We start from the raw sequence: 19,271 nt of genomic DNA, 5'->3' as shown, positions 1-19,271 counted from the left end.
TCAATTCACACTCATTCTAATGCCAGCTGCTACAGCCAGCGGAGCCAATGTTACGGTTAAAACTGAAATTGCCGCCAGTATCGCTAACTGACCATGAACTGCAAGCCCCATTGAGGCATTTTCGACTGCCGCCGTGGCAAATATCAATAAGGGAATAAAAAGCGGAATTAAAATTAAACTGACCAGCGAACTTCCGCGCTGAACCTGCAAAGTTAACGCTGCACCAATAGCTCCCAACGCACTTAATGCCGGAGTTCCCAGCAGCAAAGTCAACGCCAGTGCCCACCAACCCTGCAACGGTAAACTCAGCAACAAAGCCAGAACGGGCGACAGAATAACCAGCGGTAAACCACTTAACAGCCAATGCGCCGTCATTTTCGCCGTAACCGTAAAGGCCAGAGGCTGCGGCAATAAACACAGCTGTTCCAGGGTGCCGTCCTGAAAATCATCGCGAAACAAGCGTTCAAGCCCCAACAAACTGGCGAGTAAAGCGGCTACCCAAATAATTCCGGGGGCAATACGAGCCAGAATATCAGGACCGGGACCAATGCCTAGCGGAAACAACGTCACGACCATTAATAAAAAGAGTAGAGGGTTTAAGGCATCGCTGCGTCGCCTTGCGGCTATTCGCAAGTCACGCTTCAGCAGGGTTAACCAGGTTTGTCTATTCGAAAGCTGACTCATAGCACCTCACCCCGGTATTCCAGAGACAGTTTTTCGGGCGTTAAACCTGACAAAGTCAGCGACTGATGCGAGGTAAAAATAATGGTGCCGCCTGCATCTAAGTGCTCGACAAAGCGTTGTTGTAATAAAGCTATTCCCTGTACATCCAAAGCGGTAAAGGGCTCGTCTAATATCCATAGCGAAGCCTGCGTCGCCCATAATCGAGTTAATGCAACTCGTCGTTGTTGGCCGGCAGACAGTCGCGTGGTTAATTCATCTTCTAACCCCAGCAGTCCGAGCTTCTCGAGCAAATCCCAGGCATCCACGTCTTGCACCGAGGATAACTGTTGCTGCCAGTGAAAGTTTTCCAGCGCACTTAGCTCGCCTTTAACCGCGGCTTTGTGGCCAATAAACAGTAACTGCTGACAGTATTCCGACCAGTTCTGATTCAGCGGCTGACCGTCAAAAGAAACAACACCGTCGGAGGGCTCCAGCAATCCGGTAAGAATTCGCAGTAACGACGATTTTCCGGCACCATTAGGCCCGCTAACCTGCCATAACTGACCAGCGCTCACGGAAAAGTCGAGATTTTCAAATAATACCCGCCCTCCACGGATTGAGCTTAGCTGCTCTGCGTGCAATAGTGGGCTGTTGGTGGAAGCAACTTGTGTCATGCGGATTTTACAACCGGAACCTTACTGGTAAGCTGACGCAAATGCCCAAGATTCTACCATAAAAATTAGGTAAAGCGCATGGCTGATATTAAGCAACTGTTACAACAAATGATGGCCTCTCCGGAACGAACCTTAGCTCGTGCCGAACAGCAGCAATTGTCCAGTCTAATGCGTATTTTTAGTGGCTCCGCCTCTAATGGCAGCGCAACCGCAGCCGCGACTCAGGCTCCGCAACAGGGTAATATTCCAACGCCTTCGATTAACGCGGGCCTGCTGAATCAGGCAAATACAACTCGGTTACTCGCTCAATTATTGGTTCAGATCAGTTTACCGGTAACTTTTGAGCCAGCGAAAGGCCAGCAACCAGCTCGTATTCAGGGTAATAACTGGCAATGGCCTAACCCACCTAAAAATATTCAGCCGCCATTAACGGCGCCAACGAAATTGCAACTGACAATAACTCAGCCAGATCCTAAACAGCCGATAGTTCGTGTAGCTCTTAGCACTGGTGCAACAAAGCCTGTGGCTGTTGCAGAAGTGCCGGTAACTCAACTGCCGCCCAAACTGGTTAAAGCCTTTGTTGAGCAAGGTCGGGTAGCTACAGTGCAACCGACACCGCAACAGCCGGTAACATCAAAGCCAGGCGCTCAACCCATTAACCAGCCAGTGAGTCAGCCAAACGCCGCTGCCCAGCCCTCACCAACGCAAAAAGTGTCGATACCAACGGCTACCGGGTTAGCAATAAAACAGGCTCAGCAAATAACACCCAAACAATTTCAACAGGCATTGCAGAACTTTATACCAGAAAGCCTGCGGCCTTCGCCCTTATCGACAAGCACGACTGAAAGCGTTCAGCAGCCAACGGCGCGATTATCAGCAGAAGCAGCAAGAGAAGCCTTGCAGTCGCCACCTAAGGCCTTACAACAGCTTTTAGTCAGAGTACTTCAGCAAATGCCAACAGCGGATTCCATGCAGCGCCCCCAGGCCTTGCAGAGCTGGGTCAGCGACTGGTTTGCGGCGCGCCCGGTCAGTGCTCAACCCAGTCAGCAAATGGGAGGTTTAGGGCAAATGCTAATGACGCTGCTGGGGCTGGCAATGCAGCAGCAACCGGAAACGACCAGCAATAGTTCAGCAGCGAGAACCTCACCAAATCAGTTTACTCAGGCCTTTATTCAGCAGGTGCTTAACCCTGCCCCTGAAAATGCAGGCGAAGTACGCGAACGTATTAATGCCCTGCTGCAACAATTACCGCAGCAACAGCTACAGCGACTATTACAACTTTTTACCGGTATCCTTAATTCAGCGCAGAGCAGTCAGGCCAGGCTTCAGGACTCGCCTGCCCAACAACCGGAATATTACATTCTGCTACCCGCTGATACACAAAAACCACAGCAGCATGAACTGCTTATTCGCAGTGAGCGCGAAAGCAGCAATAAAGAGAGTAACGGTCGCACCTTATGGTTATTTACTCTGCGCTTTGAACTTGAAAGTACCGGGCCTTTGCTGGTTAAAGGTCGCTATCATCCACAAGGGTCATCGGTTGACTTCTACACTGAAACGAAAGCGGCGCAAAAAGTGGTTGAGAGTAATGTCGAAAAGCTTGAAAAAAGGCTTGCCGAGCTGGAGGTTAACAGCGTTAAACTTCGGGTTCAGCAAGGCAAAATTCCAGACAATCTGGCACAGCAGCACAGCGGTATTATTCGGGTGACCGTATGAGTGACAAGAAAGAAAAACAAGCGATAGGTTTGTCTTACGACGGCTTTAATGCGCCCAAAGTCATAGCCCGGGGGTTTGACGAACTTGCTGAAGAAATTATTGCCGTTGCAAAAGAGCATGGCGTTTTAGTCCATGAAGATCCTTTGCTGTCCGATTCGCTGGCCAAACTGAATGTGGGCGATGAAATTCCACGCGAGCTGTACATTATTATTGCGGAAATTATCGCTTTCGCGTACTTACTGGATGGCAAATTCCCAAGACAATGGGAAGAGGGTTAAGCCGCTTTATGCGCCTTTCTTATGCAACGAGGTTAATAACTCAGCCTCAGCCTGCGGCAGGTCACATTCCTGCATCAGCTCTTCAACACTGGCTCCGCTCGCCACTAACTTAGCTGCGCGCTGATAAAGCTTACTACCCGGGTCCTGCTCCGCAACTTCTTGCAACCTTTGCTGTAACTGCTGTTGCTCCTCGTTTAGCTGCGCAACTTGCTGTTGCAACTGAGCAACCACTTGCTGCTGAGCAAAATCAGTCTTAGAGGGTGCTTCAGAGGGTTGCTGTTTGAACTGCTCACGTAAGGACAACACTTCACTGGCAGTTTCGGTCAGCATGAGCAAGCGCTGCTGCTGACGCTCGATGAGCTCAGCTTGCCGCCGCGAGGTAATAACCACCGCGACTAAAGCAATAAGCGCCAGCCCAAGAGCCAGCGCTGAAATAGCAAATAACCAGTTCGTCATCATTTAGCTCAGACGGGAAATTTCATCCCACTCTTCATCGGTGAGCATTTTATCCAGGTCAACCAGAATCAAGAGTTCGTCATCTCGGTTACTTACGCCTTGAATAAAGCGAGCACTCTCGTCAGTACCCACATTCGGAGCGCTATCAATTTCTGAGGTTTTCAGATAAACCACCTCGGCAACGCTATCGACTAGTATGCCAATAACCTGCTGTTCAGACTCAATGATCACAATACGTGAATTGTCTGTGACTTCGGTCGTCTGCAAGCCAAAGCGCAGGCGCGTATCAATAACGGTAACCACGTTACCGCGCAAATTGATAATACCTAATACGTAACTGGGTGCGCCGGGTACGGGAGCAATTTCGCTGTAGCGCAGCACTTCCTGAACCTGCATTACATTGATACCGTAAGTTTCCTGTTCCAGCTGGAAAGTTACCCACTGCAGAACTTCGTCATTCCCATCAACGTCAGTTTCATTCTTGATAGCGCGATTGTCTTTACTCATCTCTTACTCCGCCATGCGTTATTAATCTTGCTGGATATGTCCCAGACCTTTATCCAGAAGTGTAATCAATGCGTTAACATCCAGCAATGCACACATTCTGTCACGGACAACCCCGGCAAGCCAGGGTCGCTTATTATTTGTTTCCTTACGCCACTGAATCGATTGCGGCTGCAAAGGTTCACTGGTCACTAATTCTTCACACAACAGTCCCCATGGGCTGTCATTCAAAGTAATTAAATACTGATAATCTAAACTTTCTTCCAGCTCCGGTGTACATTTTTCTGGCATGACCCAACGAGCCGTATCAACCACCTGCAGTTTATTGTCACGCTCAGTCATAATACCGCGGAACCACTTAGGTTTTCCCATCAGCGGACTAATTTTGCCCAGTTGATGGATGCCTCCCAGGCTTTTTAGCGGCACGGCCAGAGTTAAGCCTGCCACTTTAAAAAATAACGCCTGAAAGTCCTGTTCCATATACTCTGACATCGCATCGGGAAGTGGCTCCTCTGGAGGCTCAGAAACCTCAAAGACTTCAGTTTCCACTTCCGTTTCGGTATCAGTATGTACTTCCGTATCAATGTCTGTCTCAGTGGTTGTCAGGTCAACAGTTTCTGTTTCAACTTCTGTTTCCGTAACCGTTTCAACCTCTGGTTCTTTATAGCTATCGTCCGCTTTTGCAGAAACTAAAGGTAATAAATCCTGCTCACGGTTTAAGCTAACCGTTTCTTCCTCAGCAACCGCCTGAATTTTCGGTGCCGCTTGCTCTAATAGCCGTTTAACCGGTTCATTGTCAAACTCAACCGTTTCTTCCTCAAGCAGTAAAGCATTGAGGTATTCTGCCATAGCGGCTTCACTGTTATCGCGTTTAGTCGTCATAAATCAACGCTCTTCCAGCTGCTTCAAATTAGTTAATAGTGACTGGTAAGCCAACACCCCTCGCGATTTCGGTGCATAAGCAGAAGGTGTGAGCTGCTCATTAGAGGCATCGCGGAATTTTGTATCTATTGGGATCATGCCATTCCAGACCGAGCGACCATAACGTGCAATGAGCTTCTTATACGTTTGCAAAGACGCATTGGTTCGCTTGTCATAAAGTGTCGGGATAATAGTATAAGCGTAATTCTCACCGCGAGACTTATGTATTAACGTTAAGGTTCGCATCATGCGCTCTAGCCCTTTGAGCGCTAAAAACTCAGTTTGAACTGGAATCAATACTCTCTGGCAACAGGCAAGGGCGTTGACCATAAGAACCCCCAGCACGGGCGGCACATCAATAAGAACATAGTCGAAATCATCAGCGACCATTGCCAGTCCACGTTTTAAGACCAGTCCCATACCATCCTGAGTGCCGAGTTTACGATCCAGCGTCGCCAGTGCCATAGTGGCAGGCATAACGCTCAGATGCTTAAACTGGGTAGGCAAAATACTGCGGCGCATCAAATCTGCACTTACAGCTTTACCAGCACTGAAGACATCAAAAGAGCCGGACTCCAGCGATTCTGAATCAATACCAAAATAGTAGGTTAATGACGCATGGGGGTCAGTATCAATACAAAGGACTCGCTTACCCTGTTCAGCCAATAGGCCTGCCAGCGCAACGGTTGTGGTGGTCTTTCCGACCCCGCCTTTTTGATTAGCTACCGTCCATACGATCATTCACTCATCCTGCTATAAGCCGCTGTAACCGACTTCTTTCATAATAGCCTTGGCCATTCCTTCGAGGCTGATACTGCGGGTTGAAATGCCCGCCTGGGCAACCGCTTGTGGCATCCCGTATACAACGCAGCTAGCCTGATCCTGAGCCCAAATAGTCGCGCCCTGGTCTTTCAGCATACGTGAGCCATCACGCCCGTCTGCTCCCATGCCGGTTAAAATCACGCCCAGCACTTTGCCCATATAGGTTTTCGATAAGCTGGCAAAGGTTAAATCGACACTCGGCTTATAAGTAATGCGCCCGCTAGTGTCATCTTTTATTCTTAGTCTTGCGCTACCCGGGCGGCCTTCAACCATCATCTGTTTGCCACCTGGCGCTAAATACGCGGTTCCGGCTTTTAGCACATCACCGTCTTCGGCTTCTTTAACATGCACCTGACACAGACCATCCAGACGCTGTGAAAAGGCCTTGGTAAAAGCCGCAGGCATGTGTTGAACCATAACAATAGGGTAAGGAAAATTGCCGGGCAATTGGGTGAGTATTTTTTGCAATGCAACAGGGCCACCGGTTGAGGTTCCTATCGCCAGTAATTGATAAGCCCGGTTGATTGTTAATGCGCCAGCCGATGTCGCTGTCCGCGCATCACTTTCACGCTGACTTTGCAGTTCATTATTACGTTGCCGGATACGATCCAGCGCTGTAGTAGGTTCAGACGAACGTTCAGGTTGCTTCGCAACAGGCGGCGGTGTTGATGCTCGCGCAGACGTTCGGCTTACCGGCTGCCTCGCAATCGCTATAACGCGATCCTGCAGAGTTTTTACTGCCTCGTCGCGGTTACGGGCGATATCTTCAAATTTCTTCGGCAGAAAGTCTGCGGCTCCCGCCTCGAGTGCGTTCAGCGTTGCTGTCGCCCCCTCATGAGTCAAGGAGCTGAACATCAAAATAGGACAAGGATTGCTGCTCATAATGGCTTTTACAGCATCAATGCCGTTCATTACCGGCATTTCAATGTCCATGGTAATAACGTCCGGCTTAAGGGTTCGGCTTTGTTCTACCGCTTCTTCGCCATTATTCGCACTACCAATCACTTTAATGTTGGTATTGTCTTCTAAAATCTCAGTCACCCGGCGTCTGAAGAACGCCGAGTCGTCTACCACGAGAACTTTTACAGTCATGAACGGTTTGTCCCGTTATCTTTTGGCGTAATACTTAAGCATGCTGGGCACATCGACTATCAGAGCAATACCACCGTCGCTGGTAATTGTTGCCCCGGCCATTCCTGGCGTACCCTGCAGTAACTTATCTAAGGGTTTAATAACCACTTCTTCCTGACCAATCAGTGCGTTCACCACAAAGCCTACTTGCTGGTTGCCTATTTGCACTACCACCACGTGACCTTGCTCATTGCGGGCAGAACCATCCGGATTACGTACCAGCCATTTTTCTAGAAAGAACAGCGGAATAGCACGGTTACGTACAATGAGAGTCAACTGTCCGTCTACGGTATTGGTGCGCTTCATATCCAGGTCGATAATTTCACTGACAACAGCAAGCGGCAAAGCAAAAGTCTGATCTTTTACGGCGACCATTAGTGTCGGCAATATTGCCAGAGTCAGCGGCACTTTAATCAAGAGTTCAGTACCTTTACCTAACTCTGAGTTAATTTTAACGCTACCGTTGAGCTGGCTGATTTTGGTCTTAACCACGTCCATGCCAACTCCACGACCGGAAATATCCGAAACTTGTTCTTTGGTCGAAAAACCCGCCGCGAAAATCAAGTTATAAGCATCTTCATCGCTTAAACGTGCAGCGGAGTCTGCGTCCATAATGCCTTTTTTAACGGCTATGCCTCTTAGTTTTTCAGCGTCCATACCAGCGCCATCGTCTTTAATCGACAGCATAATATGGTCACCTTCCTGAGACGCCGACAAGGTGACGGTTCCTGAGCGCGACTTACCATTCGCTTCACGCTCATCCGGCATTTCGATACCATGGTCAACAGAGTTACGAACCAAATGCACCAAAGGATCGGCCAGAGCCTCAACTAAGTTCTTATCTAAATCGGTTTCTTCACCGTACATCTCAAGATTGATTTCTTTCTTCAGGCTACGAGCCAGGTCACGGACAACCCGAGGGAAACGGCCAAACACTTTCTTAATTGGCTGCATCCGGGTTTTCATCACCGCGCCCTGTAAGTCGCCAGTGACAACATCCAGGTTCGAAATAGCTTTGCCCATTTCAGCACTGTCTGACTCATCAGAATTACTCAGGCTCAACAAACGGTTTCTGACCAGTACCAGCTCGCCGACCATGTTCATAATTTCATCTAAGCGCTTGGTATCAACCCGCACAGTAGTTTCAACCGGAGCAGGCGCTGGTGCAGCTGGCTTTTTATCTACCGGCTGAGCCGCTGCTGGTTTCGCTTTAGGCTCTGATTTCGGCTCAGGCTTCGGTTCTGGTTTGGATGCTGGTTTTGCCGCAGGTTTCGGCTGCGCTTTGGGTTCAGGCTTTTTCGGTGCTGGCTCATTAGCAGGCTTATCACCTTTCGGTGTCGGCGCTTTGCCACTGCCATGCAACTCGTCCAGCAAGGATTCAAATTCGTCGTCTGTTATTTCGTCGTCTTTTGCAGGCTCTTTCTGCTTTTCTTGTTTTTTCTCAGCACTTTGAGGCGCTTTCCCGCTGCCATGAAGTTCATCCAGCAATGACTCAAATTCATCATCTGAAATCTCATCACTGTCTTCATTTACCTTGGGCTTGGACGCCGCTGGCTTGTCTTCTTTTCCGGGACCTTTGCCTTCACCATGCAACTCATCCAGTAACGCTTCGAACTCATCGTCCTGAATTTCATCAATGCTGTCGCTGCTGCTTTCTTCTGCTGCAGGTTCTGGTTCCGGATCTGTTTCCTCGGCAGGTTCATCTTTTTGAACCTCTATAGGCGCTTCGTCCTCAGACTCTGGTTCACTCAACTTATGCAATAATTCCAGCAACTCCGGTGAAGCTGCTTCAGGTTCTTCTTTAGCGCGCACCTGCGCAAACTGAGTATTGATAGTATCCAAAGACTGAAGAATCACGTCCATCAGGTCGGAAGTTACAGTACGTTGACCAGTACGCAGGGTATCGAATACATTTTCCGCACCATGACAGGTATCAACCAGAGCCCCCAACGACAGGAACCCGGCACCACCTTTAACCGTATGAAAGCCACGGAAAATAGCATTCAACAGGTCTTTGTTTTGCGGGTCATTTTCCAGTTCAACTAGCTGTTCAGACAGTTGCTCGAGGATCTCTCCAGCCTCGATCAAAAAATCCTGCAGAATGTCTTCGTCCATATCAAAGCTCATGCGACTGATGCTCCTAGAAACCTAAACTGGACAACAAGTCGTCCACTTCGTCTTGTCCGCCAACCACGTCATCGCGTTGATCAGCATCGATAATTGGGCCTTCGGCATGGGCTGCATCTTTTTTAGGCGCAGGCCCTGCTTTTTCCGCGTTACGACGTTCTTCTTCTTTACCAAATATCTTCAGCAATTCAATCAGGTTCTTTTCAACGTCTTCGACTAATTGAATAACCCGACGAATAACTTGCCCGGTAATATCCTGAAAATCTTGCGCCATAAGCACTTCAGTCATTAACCCATGCACTTGAGGCATATTTTCACCACAGCGCTTAAGTACGTCATCGACCTCATGACATAAAGACTTGAATTCATTTAACTGAATATCGTTGCTCATTAACCGGTTCCAGGCCGGCATCACTTTCTCGACACGATTATGCATGTCGTCTGCAAGTGGCAGACAGGCTTCTACAGCATCCATGGTGCGATTCGCAGCGTCTTCAGTTTTTTCAATGACATATAGCAGTCGATTTTGCGCGTCCGGAAGATCATCCTGCGTCATTTGCACGATGCGAGGGTCAACCTGAAAGTCCTGGAGCGCTTCGTGGAGGTCTCTTGTTAACTGGCCCACAGAGGTAAACAACTTGTCATTACGACGGTTGTAAACATCTTCCAGTAATTGGTTAGCCTGCTGCTGTTTCCCGTCTTCCAGCAAGGCTACTAATTCCTTGGCTTGCTCCAGAGAAATATCATGGGCGTTATCAGACATAGTCGTTCGCCCTTTAGCTGATTCGTTCGAAAATCTTGTCGAGCTTTTCTTTCAACGTTACGGCTGTAAATGGTTTTACAATGTAACCATTTACTCCAGCTTGAGCTGCCATAATGATCTGCTCTCGTTTGGCTTCCGCCGTTACCATTAACACCGGTAAATGAGCCAGATTATCGTCTTTGCGAATTTCACGCAGCAAGTCGATTCCCTGCATACCCGGCATATTCCAGTCGGTTACGACAAAGTCGAAATCACCGTTCTGCAACATGGGCAATGCGGTATTACCGTCATCGGCTTCCTGTATATTGGTAAAGCCAAGATCACGAAGTAAGTTCTTAATGATTCGTCTCATTGTAGAAAAGTCGTCCACAACGAGAATTTTCATATTTTTATCCAAAGCACCCTCCACTGAGGCTCTCGATTACAACCAAAGTTTATTCAACCCAATTTTGCATTCGCGACTTCAGTCGCAACATTGCCTGACTGTGAATTTGACTGACTCGTGATTCACTCACGCTCAGCACTTCACCTATCTCTTTTAAATTCAATTCTTCGTCATAATACAACGAAAGCACCAAAGCTTCACGTTCTGGTAACGAAGATATTGTCGAAACCAGCGCTTTATGAAACGCAGCATTCTCAACATCTTTTTGCGGTTCATAAGCTGAACCCGTTACCTGCTCTGGCATGATAGCATCTTCTGATACACCAAGATCTTCAATACCAACGATTCGTCCCGTGCTGACATCCCGCAAAATATGATGATATTCATCCATACCCATATTCAGCTTTGCGGCCACTTCCGTGTCTTTTGCATCGCGTCCGGTTTCATTTTCAACCTGACGAATGGCTTCCAGTACGCGCCGATGATTACGATGAACCGAGCGCGGAGCCCAGTCACCACGACGAATTTCGTCCAACATAGCACCACGAATGCGAATGCCGGCAAAGGTTTCGAAACTGGCGCCTTTACTGTTATCAAAGTTACGCGCAGCTTCTAATAAGCCAATCATGCCTGCCTGGATCAAATCATCCACTTGCACACTGGCTGGAAGTCTAGCCATCATATGGTGTGCAATACGCTTAACCAGCCCGGTATGCTGTTCAATAATAGCATTCCGGTTGTCAGCAGTGGCGGCATAAACGGCAGCTTTATTCATTGGCAACATCCCGCTTACTCTCGTTATCGGCAGAAGTTATCAATTGTTCAAGAAAAAATTCTAAATGCCCGCCGGCTTGAGCCGGAACAGGCCAGTCAATGGCTTTCTTAGCCAAAGCTTTTATCGCTAAAGAAGCCGGCGATTTTGGGTAAGCCAGTACCATAGGTTGTTGTTTTCTAACAGCTAAACGCAAGTTGTCATCAAAAGGTATAATCGCGGCAAGCTCTAAAGCAACGTCTAAAAACCGATCGGTTACTTTAGTTAATTTATTGAACAATACTTGTCCGTCGCGCAGATTTCGTACCATATTGGCAACCACCTTGAATTTAAACAGGCCCTGCTCCCGGCTCAATACTTTTATCAGTGCATATGCATCAGTAATTGATGTGGGTTCATCACAAACCACTAATAAAACATCCTGTGATGCTCTGGCAAAGCTGACAACGGTATTACCAATACCCGCTGCAGTATCGACAATTAATACGTCATAGTTCCCCTGAAGCTGGCTGAAGGCTCTAATTAACCCGGCGTGTTCAGATTCGCTCAAGTCCACCATAGAGCGCGTTCCCGATGTTGCCGGAACAATTTTGATTCCCGCCGGGCCTTCAATCAGAATATCCTCTAACTCGCACTGCCCACTCAACACATGAGACAGGTTGCGCTCAACCCGCAGGCCTAACATAACATCGACGTTAGCCAGACCTAAGTCGGCATCCAGCACTAATACTCGTTTGCCCTGCTTTGCCATTGCGATAGCCATATTCAGCGACACGTTGGTTTTCCCAACGCCGCCTTTACCACCAGTTACCGCAATAACTTTTACTTTCGATTGTTTCATTCTTCGCAGACCGCTTGCTTGATCCATCGGGCGTATCTCTTTTCTGACTAGATTGATAACAGCTTCATATTATATTGACTCATTCAGCGAGAAAACGCCTCATTCCAGTACGATTTTGGCACGTCTGACACTGAGGAACAAATGCTTTTATCAAGCAGGCGCTCGGCCTCGGCAACCATAAAGTTCGCATCCGCTACCCGAATGTCTTCAGGCACTTGCTGGCCATTTGTTAAATAACCAACCGGTAAGCCATGTTCTATAGCTACGCTGATACTCTCACCTAAACTTAAGCATTCGTCCAACTTAGTGAAAATACAGCCAGACAAAGGCAGTGCTTTAAATTGCTTAACAGCATCCATCAGCACCTGGCTTTGTGATGTTGCAGACAACACCAGGTAAGGACGAATCCGCAATCGTGAATTCTGAATAAGCTGGCTTAACTGTTCGTTCAAACGCTTGTCGCGTTGACCCATGCCTGCCGTATCAATCAAAATAAGACTTTTTTGACGTAGCGCAAGTAATGCATCTGCCAGTTCCTGTGCATTTTTTGCCACTTTGACCGGACACCCTATGATACGACCATAGGTTTGTAATTGTTCACTGGCGCCAATACGAAAGGTGTCTGTGGTAATTAAAGCCACTTTATCGGCACCATGGCGTTGCGCATAACGAGCCGCTAATTTAGCAATCGTCGTTGTTTTACCTACACCGGTGGGGCCAACTAAAGCGACCGCACCACCGCGTGTCAAAATATCGTCAGAGGTGGTATTCAGTTGGCCTTCCAATAAATGCAAAGTCTGTTCCCAGGCCTCATCATCTGATCCGCCTTCAGGAATAAAACACGCAATCTGGTCGGCAACTCGTTCGCTCAAGCCCATATCCATTAACCGATTCATCAGCATAGAGCGGGTTGGTTCTTCACGATCCATTTCTTGTTTCATCAAGCCGCTCAACTGGTGTTCCAGCAATTGACGAATACCATTGACCTGAGAGCGCAGTTCAGCAATGGCCTGGGAGTCGTCGGCTGCCGGTGCGTTTACTTGTTCAGGGAAAATATCGTCGTTGAGTTGAGAGCCATTAAATTCTTGCGGCTCGGCTTTCGGTTCTGGCCGTTTGGACGCTTCAGCAACCGCTTGCGTAGCAGAGCGTTGCGCAGGCTGTTCAGCCTGTGCCTGACGCTGTAACAATTCCTGCAAAGATTCAGCCGGCACTTCTGGCGTCTTTGACGCGGCCGGCTCATTCGGCGCTTGTTCAGCCAATGGCTGTGCCTGTTGCGCATCGGGGTCAATGGCTGCAACCAGCTCAATACCACCGTTTACTTTCTTATTGGACAGGATAATAGCATCCGGACCTAAAGTTTCTTTAACCTGTTGCAAACCACGGCGCATATCTTCGGCAAAAAAGCGTTTAATCTTCACAAGCGACTCCCGTTACTCTTGTGTGGCGGTTTGTTCACCACCGTTTTGTTGTCCACCAATTGAGCTGACAATGCGAATTTGTTTATCATCCGGTACTTCCTGATAGGACAACACACGCATACCATCGGTAGCGTGACGCGCAAAACGCGCCATGGTTGACCTCAGAAGTCCAGAAGTCAGCAGTACTGAAGGCTCACCATTCATTTCCTGCTGCTGATGCACTTCGCGTAATGACTGTTGAAGGCGTTCGGCCAAACCAGGTTCGATTCCGGCCCCTTGCTGATTTCCGTCATTACCAGCCATTTGCAATGACTGATGCAACATCTGTTCCAACTCTGGTGCCAAAGTTATGACAGGCAACTCTGCGGCTCCCTCAGCAATGTCCTGAACAATTAAGCGACGTAGTGAGATTCTGACTGCAGCCGTCAATACTTCAGGGTCCTGGCTACGTCCTGCATACTCAACCAAAGTTTGTACAATGGTGCGCATATCCCGAATCGCAATGCCTTCATCCAGTAAGTTCTGCAGTACTTTCACAAAGTTACCCAGTGACAATAGATCCGGAATCAGGCCTTCAACCAGCTTAGGATGAGTACGGCCCAGACGGTCCAGCAATTCTTGTGCTTCTTCGTGGCCCAGCAGCTGAGAGGCATGGTTGGTTACAATCTGACTTAAGTGCGTAGCGACTACGGTTGCAGCATCAACCACGGTATAACCCAGAGTTTGAGCGTGCTCGCGTTGCTCAGGACGGATCCAGACAGCATCCAGGCCAAAGGCCGGATCTTTTGTCTTCTCACCGTCCAGCTCACCGAATACCTGACCCGGGTTAATCGCCATCTCCCAGTCATGACGAATTTCAGCTTCCCCCATGGTCACACCCATAAGAGTAATGCGGTAACTGTTGGGGCCTAAATCGAGGTTGTCCCGAATATGTACAGCCGGAACAAGAAAACCAAACTCCTGAGACTGCTTCTTACGTACACCTTTAATGCGTGACAGCAATTCACCGCCCTGCTGCTTATCCACCAAAGGAATTAAGCGATAACCAACTTCCAGACCTATAGTGTCAACGTGGCGTACGTCGTCCCAGCTGAGCTCTTTTTGTTGCGCCTGCTGAACTTGCTGTTCCTGTTCTTTTTCAACCAGTTCGCCTTCTTCAGTCTTGGTTTTCTTAAGTTTAAAGTAAGCCGCGCCGGCTAACACCGCAGACATGCTTAAAAAGGCAAAATGCGGCATACCGGGAATAACACCCATGGCAAACAATACCGCGCTGGTAATAACCAAAACCTTAGGGTTATCGAGCAATTGCAGAACAACCGCATCGCCCATGTCCTGGCTGTTATTTTCACGAGTAATGATAATGGCTGTCGCAACTGACAGTAACAATGACGGAATTTGAGCTACCAGGCCATCACCAATGGTTAACAGCGTATAAACTTCCACTGCCTCATTAAAGGTCAGGCCGTACTGAATCATACCAATCAGCAGACCGCCGATAATGTTAATAAAGAGAATAAGGATACCGGCTATGGCATCCCCTTTTACGAACTTACTGGCACCATCCATGGAGCCGTAGAAATCAGCCTCACGGGTTACATCGCTGCGTCGTGCTTTGGCTTCTTCCTGGTTAATTAGGCCCGCGTTAAGGTCAGCGTCAATGGCCATTTGTTTACCAGGCATAGCGTCAAGGGTGAAGCGAGCGGTTACTTCTGAAATACGGCCGGCACCTTTGGTGATAACCACAAAGTTGATAATAACCAGAATGGCGAACACCACCAGGCCGACAGTGTAGTTACCACCTATGACCACGCTACCAAAAGCTTCAATAACAGAGCCTGCAGCACCTGGCCCGTTATGCCCTTCTAATAAAACAATACGCGTAGAGGCAACGTTAAGGCTTAAGCGTAGTACCGTAGCAATAAGCAAAACGGTAGGAAAAGCGGCGAAATCCAGCGGACGTTGGGTATAAACCGCCACCAGCATAACTACCAGTGACAAAGTAATTGAAAATGAAAAGAGAACATCCAGCACCACAGCCGGAATTGGCAAAACAATCATCGCCAGAATGGCCATAATGGCCAACGGCGTTCCAAAACCTTTGATCAGATGCGCATTGTTCTGCGTGAAATTTCTAAAATTTACTAACTTTTCGGCACCGCCCGCCATACGTCTTCCTGTTGCGTCAAAAAGTTGAACCTGCGGTGTTTTATTCAAGAATCGAGCCAGCTTTCGTTTTATTCGGAGGTTATCTTACATTCGTTTCAGTTGGGGCTTATAGACAAAGCTTAAACAGCTTCTATACTCGTTGCTCTTCTTCAAAATAATGTGTTTCTATGCGCGGTTACTCTCTTATGGAATTGGTCGTGGCATTGGCTGTCAGTGCGGTGCTTGGTGCTTCTGCCCTGCCAATATTTACTCAACAGACAGAGTCTTTGTTGCTTCAAAAAGAGGCAAGCCGCTGGCTGTCTTATTTGCAGTTGGCAAAAGCCAGGTCCATAGCGAATAAGGAATATGTTGAAATCGACTTAGTCACATTCAGCAATGACTCCGAAGCCTCAGGTATTCAAACCGAATACACCTACAGCCCTTCCGCTTCACTTACTTTTTATGGTGAGTCAGCTGCCGCGACACCAGGGCATATCAGCCTAAAGGGCAAAAACCGGCAGGTAAAAGTCATCATCAGCAGTATCGGGCGTATTCGATTGTGCTTAAGTGAGGGTAATTCACTTCCGGGAATCCCCTCATGTTAATAGTATCTGAGCGCGGCAGTAGTTTAGTGGAAGTTCTTATAGCTTCGGCTATTGGTGCGATAGTTGTCATGGCGGCGCAGCAACAAATGCAATGGCAAACAGGAGTACAACACCACAAGTTATTGAGGGTCAATTTACTTTTAAGTGCTCAGTCAGTCGCAAATCAGTTTTTTGAAACTTTAAAAAATACTGCCGCAACGCAAATTTCGAACCCTCAGAACAATTGCTATTTGTTTTCTCAGCAAAACGGAGGCTCAGTTGGCTTCCGAATCAGAAATGAACAGCTACAGCACAACTCAATGACTCTCGATTGCGCCGGATATGGCTGGCAGTCCCTTACCGATAAGTCTCAATTCAAAGTCGCGCAATTTACTGCTGACTCTTACTCTCCGGAATCTGGTAGTGGGTTATCAAAACTTGTTGTAACTTTTACCGTTACCCACAATGCTCAGGCACATGTTTTCAAACGGACAATCACCCCTCTGGTTAACTAAATGGAGTTTACTATGAACGCGAAAGGATTCGCTCTGATACTCACCTTAATAACACTTATAAGTTTAAGCTCGGCCAGTTTAGCTGCACTGCTTTTCTACGCGCAAATGACAGAGGCTCAGCAACATCATCAATGGCAACAGCTTTCTCAACAACTTCACCAAGATTTCGAAGCAGAGCGCAGAGCTTATGAACTGGCACAAGAATAAAGGCTTTTCTCTGGTTGAAGTGTTGGTCGGAGCCGCACTAGTAACTCTTTGGTCCGTCAGTAGCCTGAAGCTTTTACAGGTTGGATTATCGGCGATTGACCATGCCCACACAAAAGCAAAGGCTGTGGAGGTTTTGATGACTTATTTAAGTGACGCTCAACAAGCGTGGGTTCAAGGTAATAACCCAGAACTATCGGTGGAAATAGGCCAACTTCATTTAAAAGCAGAGCTAACCAATATCGATCGGTTCAACGCGACCACCGAGGTAACCGTTTACTGGGGAAAAGATAATGAACTGACCCAAACATTCTGGCTTTCCCGATAAATTAGCAAAAACTTATTTATAATATATAATGAATAAAATTCAATGGACAAGAAAAGCGGTAAAGCAACTGCATAGAATTGCACAAAACGATAAAGAAAGGGTCTTTAGTAAAATTACAACCCTTCGTCAGTTCCCTGACTGCTTAAACATAAAAAAGCTGAAGGGATTTGAGGATACTTATCGACTGAGAGTTGGGCGTTACCGGGTGTTATTTCTATTTGTCGAAACTATTAAAGTCATTCGTATCGAAGAGGTGAGGAAACGAGATGAGCGCACCTACTGATGTACAAATCATCGAAAGAAACGGCCAGCCGGAATATGCCGTCATACCTTATGAGGACTACCTCTCACTTCTGCATTCACAGACAGACGATGAGTTTATTCCCCATGAAGTTGTGGAAATAAGCTTATTTACGGGGGGGAACATGGTAGCAGCCTGGCGGCGGCATAAAAAAATCAGTCAAACTGAGCTCGCCCAAAAACTCGGCGTTTCCCAATCAGCAGTAGCTCAAATGGAGCGTCCGGGTTATAACCACAGAAGCAACACGTTAAAGCGTATTGCTGATGCTCTGAATATTAACGTAGAACAACTTTTTTAATTAAACCGCGGGGTGAGGTCTGAGTTCGGGCGGAATTGAAAAAGTAATATTTTCCTCGCGGCCGCTCAGTTCTACTGCGGTTTTACCACCCCATTCCTGTAGCTTAGCAATCACTTCTTTGACCAGAACTTCGGGAGCAGAAGCCCCCGCGGTTACGGCGACTTTTTCATGACCGTCCAGCCAGGTTTTGTCAATGCAACTGGCGTCATCAATGAGATAAGCCGGCGTTCCCATTTTCTCGGACAGTTCCCGTAAACGGTTTGAGTTTGAACTGTTGCGTGCACCCACCACTAACATGACATCGGCATCGCTGGCTAACTCACGCACAGCATCCTGGCGGTTTTGAGTCGCGTAGCAAATATCATCTTTACGCGGCCCGTTTATCTCAGGGAATTTTTGCCGCAAAGCATCAATAACATCGGCCGTATCATCAACCGATAAGGTGGTCTGGCTCATATAATGCAGATTACCCGGGTCTTTAACTTCCAGGTTTGCTACGTCTTCCGGGGATTCCACCAAATAAATGCCTCCCTCGGCATTTTTATACTGCCCCATAGTCCCTTCAACTTCCGGGTGCCCGGCATGACCAATTAAAATGCACTCATGACCTTTGCGACTGGCGCGGGTCACTTCCATATGCACTTTGGTCACTAATGGGCAAGTTGCGTCAAATACACGTAAGCCGCGATCTTTGGCTTCTTGTCTTACCGCCTGAGAAACGCCATGGGCGCTAAAAATGACAATTTGATCATCCGGTACTTCGTGCAATTCTTCAACAAAGACCGCACCGGCATCGCGCAGTTTATTGACGACATATTTGTTGTGAACCACTTCATGACGAACATAAATCGGCGGTTCAAATATTTCTAACGCCCGCTCGACTATAGTTATAGCGCGGTCAACTCCGGCACAAAAGCCGCGTGGGTTCGCCAACAAAATTTGCATCATATCCTCCTGCGTTCAGCCCGGTTTATTCACCAATCATGGCTCAACGCTGATAATTTCTACTTCAAAAATCACCGTTTGTCCGGCCAACGGGTGATTAAAATCTATGGTGACTGTTGGACCCTCAACTTTACGAACAATTCCCGGTAAATCGGTACCGTCCGGTTGAGTAAATGCCAAAATAGCACCCACTTCGGGTTTGGTTTCGTCATTAAATTTCGCCGAATCCACATAATAGTAATTATCCGGGTTCGGTTCACCAAAGGCGTCTTTAGGTTCTAACGTGAACTCTCGTTCTGCACCCTCGCGCAGCCCCACCAGGCACGCCTCAAAATTCTCGGTCAGATTGCCATCACCCATCCGGAATCTGGCAGGCTTACCTGACATTTTTGTGCTGTCTGCAACTGAGCCATCGGACAGTTTAATGGTGAAGTGCATAACCACTTCCCGTCCGTGCTCTATAGGTAAACGACTCAAATG

At 47.9% G+C, this 19,271-nt stretch carries 24 protein-coding genes; 8 read left to right on the top strand and 16 right to left on the bottom strand.

Annotated elements, in window-relative coordinates; genetic code table 11:
• A complete protein-coding gene (gene ccmB, locus DET62_RS00345; RefSeq protein WP_011234356.1) occupies positions 1-684 on the bottom strand; it encodes a heme exporter protein CcmB in 684 nt (227 codons plus the stop codon).
• Positions 681-1,337, bottom strand: coding sequence for a cytochrome c biogenesis heme-transporting ATPase CcmA (gene ccmA / locus DET62_RS00340; RefSeq protein ID WP_011234357.1), 657 nt, complete (start codon positions 1,335-1,337; stop codon positions 681-683). Before ccmA ends, ccmB begins: the two co-directional genes overlap by 4 nt.
• A gap of 78 nt (positions 1,338-1,415) precedes the next feature.
• On the opposite strand from ccmA, the gene DET62_RS00335 reads away from it, so the two are divergent.
• Complete coding sequence (locus tag DET62_RS00335; protein WP_110012745.1) at positions 1,416-3,053, top strand: flagellar hook-length control protein FliK; 1,638 nt, start codon at positions 1,416-1,418, stop codon at positions 3,051-3,053.
• Positions 3,050-3,331 (top strand): EscU/YscU/HrcU family type III secretion system export apparatus switch protein, encoded by a 282-nt coding sequence (locus tag DET62_RS00330; RefSeq protein WP_011234359.1) that lies wholly within the window; start codon positions 3,050-3,052, stop codon positions 3,329-3,331. Before DET62_RS00335 ends, DET62_RS00330 begins: the two co-directional genes overlap by 4 nt.
• 6 nt (positions 3,332-3,337) lie before the next feature.
• On the opposite strand, the gene DET62_RS00325 is transcribed toward DET62_RS00330, so the two are convergent.
• Genes DET62_RS00325 through flhA form a run of 12 tightly spaced genes read right to left on the bottom strand, consistent with a single transcriptional unit; the run spans position 3,338 to position 15,637 of the window.
• A complete protein-coding gene (locus tag DET62_RS00325) occupies positions 3,338-3,790 on the bottom strand; it encodes a DUF2802 domain-containing protein (RefSeq protein ID WP_110012746.1) in 453 nt (150 codons plus the stop codon).
• Positions 3,791-4,294, bottom strand: a complete 504-nt coding sequence (locus tag DET62_RS00320) for a chemotaxis protein CheW (protein WP_011234361.1) — start codon at positions 4,292-4,294, stop codon at positions 3,791-3,793. It lies immediately after the preceding gene.
• A gap of 21 nt (positions 4,295-4,315) precedes the next feature.
• Complete coding sequence (locus DET62_RS00315) at positions 4,316-5,173, bottom strand: chemotaxis protein CheW (RefSeq protein ID WP_011234362.1); 858 nt, start codon at positions 5,171-5,173, stop codon at positions 4,316-4,318.
• A 3-nt stretch (positions 5,174-5,176) separates the two neighbouring features.
• Entirely contained in the window at positions 5,177-5,953 is a 777-nt protein-coding gene (locus DET62_RS00310) for a ParA family protein (protein WP_011234363.1), read from the bottom strand.
• Positions 5,954-5,965: 12 nt separating this feature from the next.
• Positions 5,966-7,126, bottom strand: coding sequence for a chemotaxis response regulator protein-glutamate methylesterase (locus tag DET62_RS00305; protein ID WP_011234364.1), 1,161 nt, complete (start codon positions 7,124-7,126; stop codon positions 5,966-5,968).
• A 15-nt stretch (positions 7,127-7,141) separates the two neighbouring features.
• Complete coding sequence (locus DET62_RS00300; RefSeq protein WP_110012747.1) at positions 7,142-9,292, bottom strand: chemotaxis protein CheA; 2,151 nt, start codon at positions 9,290-9,292, stop codon at positions 7,142-7,144.
• 13 nt (positions 9,293-9,305) lie between these two features.
• Positions 9,306-10,055: a protein phosphatase CheZ gene (locus tag DET62_RS00295; protein WP_110012748.1), complete on the bottom strand. Its 750-nt coding sequence runs from the start codon at positions 10,053-10,055 to the stop codon at positions 9,306-9,308.
• 13 nt (positions 10,056-10,068) lie between these two features.
• On the bottom strand, positions 10,069-10,452 hold the full coding sequence (gene cheY / locus DET62_RS00290) for a chemotaxis response regulator CheY (RefSeq protein ID WP_016341317.1): 384 nt from the start codon (positions 10,450-10,452) through the stop codon (positions 10,069-10,071).
• A 37-nt stretch (positions 10,453-10,489) separates the two neighbouring features.
• Positions 10,490-11,215, bottom strand: coding sequence for an RNA polymerase sigma factor FliA (locus DET62_RS00285; RefSeq protein WP_011234368.1), 726 nt, complete (start codon positions 11,213-11,215; stop codon positions 10,490-10,492).
• Complete coding sequence (locus DET62_RS00280) at positions 11,208-12,080, bottom strand: MinD/ParA family protein (protein ID WP_011234369.1); 873 nt, start codon at positions 12,078-12,080, stop codon at positions 11,208-11,210. The genes DET62_RS00285 and DET62_RS00280 overlap by 8 nt, the downstream gene beginning before the upstream one ends.
• A 56-nt stretch (positions 12,081-12,136) precedes the next feature.
• Entirely contained in the window at positions 12,137-13,471 is a 1,335-nt protein-coding gene (gene flhF, locus DET62_RS00275) for a flagellar biosynthesis protein FlhF (protein ID WP_110012749.1), read from the bottom strand.
• A gap of 12 nt (positions 13,472-13,483) precedes the next feature.
• Positions 13,484-15,637: a flagellar biosynthesis protein FlhA gene (gene flhA / locus DET62_RS00270; RefSeq protein ID WP_011234371.1), complete on the bottom strand. Its 2,154-nt coding sequence runs from the start codon at positions 15,635-15,637 to the stop codon at positions 13,484-13,486.
• A gap of 167 nt (positions 15,638-15,804) precedes the next feature.
• Between flhA and DET62_RS00265 the strand changes: the two genes are divergently transcribed.
• From DET62_RS00265 to DET62_RS00240, 6 genes are read left to right on the top strand one after another with little or no spacing between them, the layout of a single operon-like run.
• Entirely contained in the window at positions 15,805-16,221 is a 417-nt protein-coding gene (locus tag DET62_RS00265) for a prepilin-type N-terminal cleavage/methylation domain-containing protein (protein ID WP_243734824.1), read from the top strand.
• Positions 16,215-16,715, top strand: a complete 501-nt coding sequence (locus DET62_RS00260; protein WP_110012750.1) for a prepilin-type N-terminal cleavage/methylation domain-containing protein — start codon at positions 16,215-16,217, stop codon at positions 16,713-16,715. Before DET62_RS00265 ends, DET62_RS00260 begins: the two co-directional genes overlap by 7 nt.
• Positions 16,716-16,727: 12 nt before the next feature.
• On the top strand, positions 16,728-16,922 hold the full coding sequence (locus DET62_RS00255) for a Type II secretion pathway-like protein (protein ID WP_110012751.1): 195 nt from the start codon (positions 16,728-16,730) through the stop codon (positions 16,920-16,922).
• Positions 16,903-17,247, top strand: a complete 345-nt coding sequence (locus DET62_RS00250; RefSeq protein ID WP_110012752.1) for a prepilin-type N-terminal cleavage/methylation domain-containing protein — start codon at positions 16,903-16,905, stop codon at positions 17,245-17,247. The genes DET62_RS00255 and DET62_RS00250 overlap by 20 nt, the downstream gene beginning before the upstream one ends.
• 28 nt (positions 17,248-17,275) lie before the next feature.
• On the top strand, positions 17,276-17,530 hold the full coding sequence (locus DET62_RS00245) for a type II toxin-antitoxin system RelE/ParE family toxin (protein ID WP_110012753.1): 255 nt from the start codon (positions 17,276-17,278) through the stop codon (positions 17,528-17,530).
• Positions 17,514-17,846, top strand: a complete 333-nt coding sequence (locus DET62_RS00240; RefSeq protein ID WP_110012754.1) for a helix-turn-helix transcriptional regulator — start codon at positions 17,514-17,516, stop codon at positions 17,844-17,846. Before DET62_RS00245 ends, DET62_RS00240 begins: the two co-directional genes overlap by 17 nt.
• Here the strand turns inward: DET62_RS00240 and ispH are convergent, their stop codons facing one another.
• Together ispH and fkpB are read right to left on the bottom strand one after the other, a co-directional pair.
• Positions 17,847-18,791 carry a 4-hydroxy-3-methylbut-2-enyl diphosphate reductase gene (ispH, locus tag DET62_RS00235; protein ID WP_110012755.1) on the bottom strand — a complete coding sequence of 315 codons (945 nt, stop codon included), beginning with the start codon at positions 18,789-18,791 and terminating at the stop codon, positions 17,847-17,849. It lies immediately after the preceding gene.
• 36 nt (positions 18,792-18,827) lie between these two features.
• Entirely contained in the window at positions 18,828-19,268 is a 441-nt protein-coding gene (fkpB, locus tag DET62_RS00230) for an FKBP-type peptidyl-prolyl cis-trans isomerase (RefSeq protein WP_110012756.1), read from the bottom strand.
• Between the last annotated feature and the right edge of the window lie 3 nt (positions 19,269-19,271).

Source organism: Idiomarina sp. H2 (assembly GCF_004364275.1).
Classification (GTDB): domain Bacteria; phylum Pseudomonadota; class Gammaproteobacteria; order Enterobacterales; family Alteromonadaceae; genus Idiomarina; species Idiomarina loihiensis.
The sequence above is the reverse complement of the archived record's forward strand: the minus strand, read 5'-3'. Positions and strand labels throughout refer to the sequence as shown.